The organism is Verrucosispora sp. SN26_14.1, from assembly GCF_004307965.1.
GTDB lineage: Bacteria > Actinomycetota > Actinomycetes > Mycobacteriales > Micromonosporaceae > Micromonospora.
In genome coordinates this window covers 1-8,852 of the sequence record NZ_SISL01000246.1, presented here as the reverse complement: position 1 = coordinate 8,852, position 8,852 = coordinate 1, and the positions used below count along the sequence as shown (strand labels likewise).

12 protein-coding genes and 1 pseudogene are annotated in these 8,852 nt (G+C 71.9%); 7 read left to right on the top strand and 6 right to left on the bottom strand.

The genetic code is table 11. The annotated features are described in order from the left end of the window. Positions 1-449 (top strand): anti-sigma factor (locus EYA84_RS20330; protein ID WP_236145864.1); only part of this gene is annotated, 449 nt, incomplete at its 5' end. Positions 450-550: 101 nt separating this feature from the next. On the opposite strand, the gene EYA84_RS20325 is transcribed toward EYA84_RS20330, so the two are convergent. The 4 genes from EYA84_RS20325 to EYA84_RS20310 all read right to left on the bottom strand — a co-directional run bounded on the left by EYA84_RS20325 (position 551) and on the right by EYA84_RS20310 (position 3,700). Next, positions 551-1,510 (bottom strand): electron transfer flavoprotein subunit alpha/FixB family protein, encoded by a 960-nt coding sequence (locus EYA84_RS20325; RefSeq protein WP_131054633.1) that lies wholly within the window; start codon positions 1,508-1,510, stop codon positions 551-553. Between the two features lie 12 nt (positions 1,511-1,522). Next, on the bottom strand, positions 1,523-2,302 hold the full coding sequence (locus tag EYA84_RS20320; RefSeq protein WP_131054632.1) for an electron transfer flavoprotein subunit beta/FixA family protein: 780 nt from the start codon (positions 2,300-2,302) through the stop codon (positions 1,523-1,525). Between the two features lie 190 nt (positions 2,303-2,492). Next, positions 2,493-2,906, bottom strand: a complete 414-nt coding sequence (locus tag EYA84_RS20315; protein WP_131054631.1) for a hypothetical protein — start codon at positions 2,904-2,906, stop codon at positions 2,493-2,495. Continuing rightward, positions 2,903-3,700 (bottom strand): GNAT family N-acetyltransferase, encoded by a 798-nt coding sequence (locus tag EYA84_RS20310; RefSeq protein ID WP_131054630.1) that lies wholly within the window; start codon positions 3,698-3,700, stop codon positions 2,903-2,905. The genes EYA84_RS20315 and EYA84_RS20310 overlap by 4 nt, the downstream gene beginning before the upstream one ends. 40 nt (positions 3,701-3,740) lie before the next feature. Here EYA84_RS20310 and EYA84_RS20305 point away from each other — a divergent pair, with 40 nt between their 5' ends. From EYA84_RS20305 to EYA84_RS20295, 3 genes are read left to right on the top strand one after another with little or no spacing between them, the layout of a single operon-like run. Continuing rightward, positions 3,741-4,130, top strand: a complete 390-nt coding sequence (locus EYA84_RS20305) for a DUF202 domain-containing protein (RefSeq protein WP_131054629.1) — start codon at positions 3,741-3,743, stop codon at positions 4,128-4,130. Continuing rightward, the gene (locus EYA84_RS20300) at positions 4,127-4,429 is read left to right on the top strand and encodes a DUF202 domain-containing protein (RefSeq protein ID WP_131054628.1); all 303 of its coding nucleotides are present in this window, start codon (positions 4,127-4,129) and stop codon (positions 4,427-4,429) included. Before EYA84_RS20305 ends, EYA84_RS20300 begins: the two co-directional genes overlap by 4 nt. Positions 4,430-4,459: 30 nt before the next feature. Continuing rightward, on the top strand, positions 4,460-4,873 hold the full coding sequence (locus EYA84_RS20295) for a PLD nuclease N-terminal domain-containing protein (protein ID WP_131054627.1): 414 nt from the start codon (positions 4,460-4,462) through the stop codon (positions 4,871-4,873). A gap of 24 nt (positions 4,874-4,897) precedes the next feature. Here the strand turns inward: EYA84_RS20295 and EYA84_RS20290 are convergent, their stop codons facing one another. Together EYA84_RS20290 and EYA84_RS20285 are read right to left on the bottom strand one after the other, a co-directional pair. Then, positions 4,898-6,520, bottom strand: a complete 1,623-nt coding sequence (locus EYA84_RS20290) for an acetolactate synthase (RefSeq protein ID WP_131054626.1) — start codon at positions 6,518-6,520, stop codon at positions 4,898-4,900. A gap of 67 nt (positions 6,521-6,587) precedes the next feature. After that, positions 6,588-7,361, bottom strand: coding sequence for an enoyl-CoA hydratase/isomerase family protein (locus EYA84_RS20285; RefSeq protein WP_131054625.1), 774 nt, complete (start codon positions 7,359-7,361; stop codon positions 6,588-6,590). Positions 7,362-7,460: 99 nt separating this feature from the next. On the opposite strand from EYA84_RS20285, the gene EYA84_RS20280 reads away from it, so the two are divergent. The 3 genes and pseudogenes from EYA84_RS20280 to EYA84_RS20270 all read left to right on the top strand — a co-directional run. Further along, complete coding sequence (locus EYA84_RS20280) at positions 7,461-7,940, top strand: DUF6232 family protein (RefSeq protein WP_131054624.1); 480 nt, start codon at positions 7,461-7,463, stop codon at positions 7,938-7,940. A gap of 78 nt (positions 7,941-8,018) precedes the next feature. Then, positions 8,019-8,498, top strand: coding sequence for a DUF6232 family protein (locus EYA84_RS20275; protein WP_131054623.1), 480 nt, complete (start codon positions 8,019-8,021; stop codon positions 8,496-8,498). Between the two features lie 48 nt (positions 8,499-8,546). Beyond that, positions 8,547-8,852: pseudogene (locus EYA84_RS20270) on the top strand (hypothetical protein); the annotation flags it as partial.

Below are 8,852 nucleotides of genomic sequence, written 5' to 3'. Positions count from 1 at the left end.
GCCGGGTGCCGCGCTGGCTGGCGACCGCGACCACGGCGGTGGCCGCCGCCGCCGTCGGGGTGGTCGGCACCGCGGTCGTGCTGGGCGGCGGCGCGACCGACCCGGCGCCACCGGCCCAGGCCGTGGTGGCCAGCGCCCGACTCGACGCGTACGGCAGCACGCCGCCACAGGCCCGTGGGGACGTGCGGGTCCTCGACAGCGGCGAGCTTCATCTGCATGTGGCGAATCTCCCGGCCGTGTCGGGGTACTACGAGGTCTGGCTCATCGACCCGCGCACCATGGAGATGTTCTCGATCGGCGTGCTCGGCACCGGCAGCGAGGTGCTGTTGCCGCTCCCGCCCACCGTCGACCTGGGGAAGTACTCTGTTGTCGACGTCTCCGCCGAACAGTTCGACAACGACACCGCCCACTCCGGCGACAGCCTGTTGAGGGGCTCCTTGACGGGCTGATCGGCGGGCCGGATCAGCTCCCCGGCCCGCCGATCAGCTCCCTCGGCGCAGACGACGAAGCCGCCGCCCGGTCTCCCGGTCGGCGGCTTCGTCGTCACGTCTCACTTGCGCTTGCGGATCTCCTCGGCGGCCTGCGGCACGATCTTGAACAGGTCGCCGACCACGCCGAAGTCGGCCAGCTCGAAGATGGGCGCCTCGCCGTCCTTGTTGACCGCGACGATCGTCTTCGAGGTCTGCATGCCGGCCCGGTGCTGGATCGCACCGGAGATGCCGAGCGCCACATAGAGCTGTGGGGCGACGGTCTTGCCGGTCTGACCGATCTGGAACTGGTGCGGGTAGTACCCGGAGTCGACGGCGGCCCGGGAGGCGCCGACGGCGCCGCCGAGCAGGTCGGCCAACTCCTCGACCAGCGTGAAGTTGTCGGCGTTGCCGACACCACGACCACCGGAGACCACCACGCCGGCCTCGGTGAGCTCGGGGCGCGAGCCCTTCTGCTCGGCCACCCGGTCGACGACCCTGGCCAGCTTGTCGGTGTCGCCGACGGTCACCGTGAGCTGCTCCACCCCCGGGGTGGCGGCGGCCGGGGCCGGGGTGACCGAGTTCGGCCGGACGGTGACCAGCGGCAGGCCACGGGTCACCTTGGAGGTGACCACGGTCGAGCCGGCGAAGGCCACCTGGGTGGCGGTGCCGTCGGCGGCCAGGGCCACCACGTCGGTCAGGATGCCGTTGTCCAGCTTGACCGCCAGCCGGGCGGCGATCTCCTTGCCCTCCTGTGAGGAGGCGAGCAGGACGGCGGCCGGCTGGACCCGCTTGACCAGGTCGGCGACCACGGTGGCCTTGGGAGCCACCAGGTAGCCGTCGATCTCCTCACCCTCGGCGGCGTAGATCTTCTCCGCGCCGTACTCGCCCAGCTTGCCGGCGAGCGCGTCGGCGGCACCGGCGCCGCCGAGCACCACCGCCGCCGGAGTGCCCAGCTCGCGCGCGAGGGTGAGCATCTCCAGGGTGACCTTCTTGACGCCGAACTCCCGAGTGGCTTCGACGACGACGAGAACCTCAGACATGTCCCACACCCCTCACACGAACTTCTCGGTGGCGAGGAACTCGACCAACTGGGCGCCACCGGAGCCGTCGTCGGTGACCTTGACCCCACCGGAGCGCGGCGGACGCTTGCTGTGCTCCAGCACCGTGCTGGTCGCCCCGGCGAGGCCCACCTCGTCGGCGGCCACGCCCAGGTCGGCCAGGCCCAGCGTCTGCACCGGCTTCTTCTTGGCGGCCATGATCCCCTTGAACGACGGGTACCGGGGCTCGTTGATGGTGTCCCAGACGGAGACCACGGCCGGCGTCGAGGCGGTGACCACCTCGTAGCCCTCCTCGGTCTGCCGCTCCACGGTCAACGTGCTGCCGTCGACGGTGAGCTTGCGGGCGCCGGTCAGCGCCGCCACCCCCAGCCGCTCGGCCAGCATGTGCGGCAGCACCTGCACCCGGCCGTCGGTCGACTCGGCGCCGCAGAGCACCAGGTCCGCGCCGAGCTGGCCCAGCGCCGCGGCCAGCACCTTGGAGGTGGCCACCGCGCAGGAGCCGTGCAGCGCGTCGTCCACCACGTGCACCGCCTTGTCCGGCCCCATCGACAGCGCCTTGCGGATCGACTCGGTCGCCCGGTCCGGACCCATGGTCAGGATCGTCACCTCGCCGCCGTGCGCCTCCTTGATCTTCAACGCCTCTTCGATGGCGTATTCGTCCATCTCGTTGATGACGTTGCTCGCCGAACCGCGGTCGACAGTGTTGTCGTCAGTTCGCAGGTTGCGGTCCGCGCCCGAGTCGGGCACCTGCTTGACGAGTACGACGATGTTCATCGCGCTTCGACGACCCTCCTGCTGTGGTGGTGTGCTCAATCGCCCTGGTCTGGGGCGCAGCCTTGCGTGTCTGTTGCCGTCAGGTCAACCGTGGGCTGCTGTGCAGTTGCCCACGACGCGATGTTACCTGTCGGTAGCATCGGCTTCCCCGAGCGACCGGCGTGACGCAGCTCACCGGAGGCACCACCGGTCAGGACGCCCCGCCCAGGACGTCCCTGATCCGACCGATCGCCTCGGCCTCCGCCGGGCTGACCCCCTGGTGGGCGCGGGCGGTCCGGTCCGCGGCGGCCAGCACCACCTCGCGGTAGACCCCGACGTCCTGCGGTGCCTTCTCGGTGAGGATGCCGACCGCCCGGCGCAGCGCCGGCAGCACCACCGACTCGATCTCCAGCGCCGAGTCGCGCGGCAGCCTCGGCAGCGGCCCGCTGGTCAGCGCCTCCTTCACCACGCCGCTGGCCTCGGAGATCGCCCCGGAGGCGGCGAAGCTCTCCCGGAACACCGCCAGCAGGCCGGGCTCGGCGTTCGAGACCATGAGGACCGCGCCGAAGGCGCCCGTCTTGAGGGTCAGCTTCTCCTCGTCGGTCAGCCGCTGCGTCATGATCACGGAGTGTAGACGTAGGGCGTGGTCGTGGTGACCGCGACGAGGCCGAGCCGCTCCAACAGCGGACGGCTCTCCGCACCGGCGTCGACCTGCAACAGCGTCCGGTCGCGCTGACCGGCGGACCGGGCCCGGTAGGTGACCAGCGCCCGGTAGATCCCCTGACGCCGCCACTCCGGCCGGGTCGATCCGCCCCAGAGCGTGGCGAAGGTGCTCTCCGCCGGATACCGCACCCAGCCCGCGCTGACCAGCGTCCCGTCCGCCTCGGCCACCACCACGGTGATCGACTGCGGGTCGGCGTCGATCTCCCGGGCCAGCCCGTCGGCCAGGCCGGACAGGTCCGCACCCCAGAGCTGCGTCTCCAGCTCCGCGATCCGCTCCAGGTCCGCGCGACCGGTCACCTCACGCAGGTGCACGCCCTCGGGCACCACGGGCAACGCGGAGGCCAGTGGCGCGACCGGCCCCACCATCACGGACTCCTCCGACTCCGGGACGAACCCGGCCGTGCGCAGCCGCTGCGGCAGGTCGGCCGGCTCGTCGTGACCGTGCAGCTTCCACTCCACCGGCTCACGTCGCTCGACGGCCGCCGCCACCTGTCGGGCGATCAACCCGTCGAGCTCGATGCCGGTCAGACCGCCGAGATCGCGATAGGTCACCAGGCCCCGGCTGTCGAGCCCGCACACCCGCGACACCGGACCGTCCCGCTCCACCAGGACCCCGTCCGGCACCGGATCGGGCAGCCCCGGCCGCAGATGGGTGTCGTACGCCGTGCGCAACGTGATCGCGTCAAGATCCGTCATGTTTCCAGTTATGCCCGACCGGAACCGGATAATCACCTGCGTGTGGCAGTTGATCAAGAATTGGTTCGACCCGCAGGAGATGCGGTCGGTGGGGCACACCCCCGACTACCGCTTCTCGCTGGCCAACGAGCGGACGTTCCTGGCCTGGCTGCGTACCGGGCTGGCACTGATCGCCGGTGGGCTCGCCGCCGCGCAGTTCCTGCCGGAGATGCCGGCGTCCTACCTGCGCGAGGTGATCTCGGTGGCGCTGCTGCTGCTCGGCGGCGTGGTCGCGCTGCGGGCGGTGGACCACTGGGCGCGCAGCGAACGCGCCATCCGGCTCGGCAGGGAACTGCCCGCGTCCCGGTTCCCGGCCGTGCTCGCCCTGGTCGTCGCGCTCGGCGCGCTGCTGCTCACGGTGGCGGTGCTGGTGGGTGCGGTGGGCCGATGAGCGCGACCCGCGACCCCGGACTGCAACCCGAACGGACCCGGTTGGCCTGGCGACGCACCGCGCTGGCGATGACCGTGGTGGTGCTGCTGGCCGTCCGGCTCGCCCTCACCGGCGGCCCCGCCGGGGCACTGCCGGCCGCGCTGGCCGTGCTCGGCTGGGTGGCGGTCGTCACGCTCTGTTGGCGGCGGAGCAGCACCGTCGGCGCGGCTGCCGGCGGCGGCCGTACGCTCGCCCTGGTCGGGCTGGGGACGGCCGGATTCGCCCTGCTCGGCGTGCTGCTGGTGCTGCGCGGGGTGTGACCATCCCGTCGGGTAGGACATGATGGGTACATGGCCCGGCTGTACATCCTCCTCTTCGTGGTGCAGGTCGTCCTCGCCGTCTGCGCCCTGATCAGCTGCCTCTCCGCCGAGGAAGACGACATCCGTCACCTACCCCGGATCGCCTGGGTGCTGATGATCCTCTTCGCCCCGCTGATCGGCTCGATCGCCTGGTTCGTCGCCGGGCGCGAGCGCAAGGCCGACGGCGGCATGTTCTCGACGGGCGGCCGACCCACCGAGCGAGGCCCGCAGCGGCCGCTCGCTCCGGACGACGACCCCGAGTTCCTGCGCTCGATCCAGGAGCGGTCCCGCAAGGAGGACCAGGAACTCTTCCAGCGCTGGGAGGAGGACCTGCGGCGGCGCGAGGACGACCTGCGCCGACGCGAGGGCGACCCGCCGCGCGAGGAACCCCGCCCCGAGGTGTGAACCGGCCGGGGCGGGGTGCCGCGCTCACGCCAGGTTCGAGGAGCGGGGGTACGCGTCGGCCGGGTCGGTGAGCACGTTGACCAGGTACGGCACTCCCGCGTCGAACGCCCGCGCCAGGGCCGGACCCAGGTCGGCCGCCTTGGCGACCGTCTCCCCCGCCCCACCGAGCGCGCTCACCACGTGGTCGTACCGCAGCTCGGGCTGGAGGTCGGCGGCGACGTCGTAGCCGTACATGGCCCGCATCGGGTGCTTCTCCAGACCCCAGATGCCGTTGTTGCCGACCACGATCACCACCGGCAGCTTCTGCCGGACCAGGGACTCGACGTCCATCAGCGAGAAGCCGGCCGCGCCGTCGCCCATCAGCACGCAGACCTGCCGGTCCGGGTGGGTGATCCGGGCCCCCATCGCGTAACCCATGCCGGTGCCGAGGCAGCCGTACGGGCCCGGGTCGAGCCAGGTGCCGGGCTGGGCCGGCTCCAGGTAGCGCCCGGCGTACGAGACGAAGTCGCCGCCGTCGCCGATGGTGACCGCGTCGCGGGCGAGGACCCTGCGCAGTTCCCCGTAGACACGGGCGGGCCGGATCGGGTCCGTCTCGGCGGCCATCTCCTCGGCGTCGCGGGCCTTGGCGGCGTCCTCGGCGGTGCGCAACTGCGCCACCCAGTCCGCGTGGTCGGCCCGGTCGCCGGTGTACTCGGCGAAGGCGGTGAGCACGGCCCGCAGGTCACCGGCGGGAGCGACGGCCGTCTCGACGTGCGAGGCGCGCTGGCTCGGCGCGTCCACCACGTGCACCACCTGGGCGTCCCCGAAGTCACCGAAGGAGAGCCGGAAGTCCAGCGGCGTGCCGACCACCACGACCACGTCGGCGCCGGAGAGCGCGACCCGGCGGGCCTTGGCGAAGGCCAGCGGATGCTCCGGCGGCAGGGCGCCCCGACCCATGCCGTTGGTGAAGACCGGCACGGTGAGCGCCTCGGCGGCGGCGCGCAGCGCGTCCACGGCGTCACCGGCGTACACGTCGGAACCGGCGACGATGACCGGACGGGCCGCACCGGCGATCAGCCGCGCGGCGGCGGCCACCTCGTCGGGGTCGGCCTCGACCGGCTCGACGCCCGTCGCCGTCGGCAGCTCGGCGTCGCCCACCGAGAAGATCGCCTCCAGCGGGAAGTCGAGGAAGACCGGCCCCCGGTGCGGGGTGAGCGCGGTGCGCAGTGCGGCGGCGACGGCCCGGGGGATGTCGTCGGCGGTGAACACCGTCTCGGCGTGCTTGGTGACCGGGGCGACCAGCGGCAGGTGGTCCATCTCCTGGAGGCTGCCCGAGCCCCAGCGGAACTGCGGGGCCCGGCCGCCCATCACCAGCACCGGCGAGGCGTTGAAGTACGCGCTGGTCAGGCCGGACACACCGTTGGTCACGCCCGGTCCGGCGGTGAGTACGGCCAGGCCGGGGCGACGCTGGAGCTTCGCCACCGCCTCGGCGGCGAAGACGGCGGACTGCTCGTGCCGCACGTCGTAGATCGGGAAGTCGGACTTGTACGCGGCGTCGTAGAGCGGGAACACGTGCCCGCCGGAGAGGGTGAACATCTCCCGCACCCCGTACGCGCGCAGCGCCGCGAGTGCGAGTTCCCCGCCGTGCCCCTCGATCCGCTCCGTCATTCCCGCTCCTTCTCGTCGGCGACCGGAGTCACACGCTACTGGCCGGTAGCTGGAATGTGAACCATCTTCATCGACCGGTGAAGTCCGGCTTCCGCTTCGCCACGAACGCCGCCATACCCTCCCGCCGGTCGTCGGTGGCGAACAGCGCCGCGAAGAGCTGACTCTCCCAGGCCAGGGCGGAGTTCAGGTCCATGTCCAGGCCGCCGTCCACGGCGAGCTTCGCCGCCCGCAGCGCCTGCACCGGGCCGCGCAGGTACGGCTGCACCAGCGCCACCGCCGCGTCGTAGACCTCGCCGGCCGGCGCGACCCGGTCGGCCAGACCGATCCGCAGCGCCTCCTGCGCGTCCACCATCCGACCGGACATGATCAGATCCTTGGCACGTGCCGGCCCGATCAGCCGGGCCAGCCGCTGGGTGCCGCCGGCACCGGGGATGATGCCGAGCTTGATCTCGGGCTGGCCGAGCTTGGCGTCCTCGGCCACCACCCGCCAGTCACAGGCCAGCGCCAGCTCGCAGCCGCCACCGAGGGCGTACCCGGTGATCGCGGCCACCACCGGCTTGGGGATCCGGGCGATCGCGCCGAGCGCGCTGGACAGGTCGGCCGCCCGCTCGGACATGTCCACGTAGGACATGTCGGCCATCTCCTTGATGTCCGCACCGGCCGCGAACACCTTCTCCCCGCCGTACACGATGACCGCGCGGACCTCGGGGTCGGTGGTGGCGGCCGACGCGGCGGCCCGCAACTCCTCCTGCACCTGGGTGTTGAGCGCGTTCATCGGTGGCCGGTCCAACCGGATGGTGCCGATGCCGTCCCTGGTCTCCAGCCGCACGAACTCACCCACGCTGACCCTCACTTCCTCGTTGAAGTCCGTGCCAACCTTACGGCGCACCTGGTCGGACACGTAGTCTGGCCGCCAGTCCCACCACCCGGAGTTCCCGCGATGGTCACGTACTACGACGACAGGTCCGTACAGGTCACCTCACGCGCCGTCACCGTCGACGGTGACTCGTACCCGCTGACCGAGATCAGCGAGCTCTGGCACCACCGGGGCACCCTGTCCTGGCGGGTGCTGGCCGGACGTGGCGCCCTCGGCGCGGCGATGATCGTCCCGCTGGTCTTCGCCGTCATCGGCATCGTCATCGGCATCTGGCTCGACCGGTCGCCGACCGTCACCGTCGCCATCATCGGTACCTCGGTGCTGATCGGCCTGGCCGCCGGGCCCATCGCCGACCAGCTCTTCGAGTACTTCGACCGCTCGTACGCCCGGGGCAGCCGCCAGCGGGAGGTGTGGATCCGCTGGCGGGGACACCCCGTCCGGCTGCTCCAGACCCCGGACGCGCTGCGCTTCGGGCAGATCTACCGCGCCGTGCAACGGGCCATGGAGGCGAACGAACCGGCCCGCCCGCCCCGCCGTCGTTGACCGGGCCGACCTCCGCATGAGGCGACGCTGACCTCCGCGTGACAGACACGGAACGCCCGGAGGTGGTTAGGCTTAGTGATGGCGCTCTATTACCGGGACGACACGGTGCAGGTGACGTCGGAGTCGATCCGGGCCGCAGGACACGTCATCCCGCTGACCGAAGTGACCTACGTCTGGCACGCCAAGGGACAGACCACCCTCGCCGTACGGGGGCGGGTGCTCGGCCGGGGCGTTCTGGTCCTCCTGCTCTCCCTGCCCCCGCTGATCGGGCTGATCTGCGTGATCTCGCTGGCCTGGTCCGCCTCGGACCGGGGCGAGTGGATGCCCGCGCTGATCGTCTTCGTCGCCTGCGTGGTCGTCGCGCTGGCGCTGGTGCCGTTCCTGGAGATCCCGCTCGGCTGGCTGGACCGCTCGTACGAGCGCGGGAACCGGGTCAACGAGTTGTGGGTGCAGTACCGGGGTCAGGAGGTGATGGTGCTGCGCACGCCCGACGCGCTGCGGTTCGGGCAGATCTACCGGGCGGTGCAACGCGCCGTCGAGCAGCAGGGAGACCACTGACGACCGGGCGCCCGGTGCCGCTGGCCGGGGCGGCGCACACTTGACGGCATGGCGATCCCCCTTCCCCGGCCGACCTCGGTCGTCGGTCTCACCCGATCCGCCCTCGACCAGGCCGCGTCGTTCGCGGCGGTCCCGACCCGCGCGTTCGCGGTGCTGGACGGCGTGGAGGAGCTGCTGAACCGGATCAACGGCGTGGTGGACCGGATCGAGGGTGTGGTGGACCGGGTCGAGCAGACCCTGGACCGCACCGACCAGATGCTCACCGACGCCGACGTGGCCGTCCGCGAGGTGGCGGTGATCAGCGCGGCGAGACCCAACGCGAGCACCGTCGCGCTCCACGCCTGCTCGTCGCCA

Bases quoted from the DNA above. Each gene is read 5' to 3' on its own strand.
- EYA84_RS20325 (WP_131054633.1), bottom strand. From the start codon at position 1,510: ATGTCTGAGGTTCTCGTCGTCGTCGAAGCCACTCGGGAGTTCGGCGTC.
- EYA84_RS20320 (WP_131054632.1), bottom strand. From the start codon at position 2,302: ATGAACATCGTCGTACTCGTCAAGCAGGTGCCCGACTCGGGCGCGGAC.
- EYA84_RS20310 (WP_131054630.1), bottom strand. From the start codon at position 3,700: ATGACGGATCTTGACGCGATCACGTTGCGCACGGCGTACGACACCCAT.
- EYA84_RS20300 (WP_131054628.1), top strand. From the start codon at position 4,127: ATGAGCGCGACCCGCGACCCCGGACTGCAACCCGAACGGACCCGGTTG.
- EYA84_RS20295 (WP_131054627.1), top strand. From the start codon at position 4,460: ATGGCCCGGCTGTACATCCTCCTCTTCGTGGTGCAGGTCGTCCTCGCC.
- EYA84_RS20290 (WP_131054626.1), bottom strand. From the start codon at position 6,520: ATGACGGAGCGGATCGAGGGGCACGGCGGGGAACTCGCACTCGCGGCG.
- EYA84_RS20280 (WP_131054624.1), top strand. From the start codon at position 7,461: ATGGTCACGTACTACGACGACAGGTCCGTACAGGTCACCTCACGCGCC.
- EYA84_RS20275 (WP_131054623.1), top strand. From the start codon at position 8,019: ATGGCGCTCTATTACCGGGACGACACGGTGCAGGTGACGTCGGAGTCG.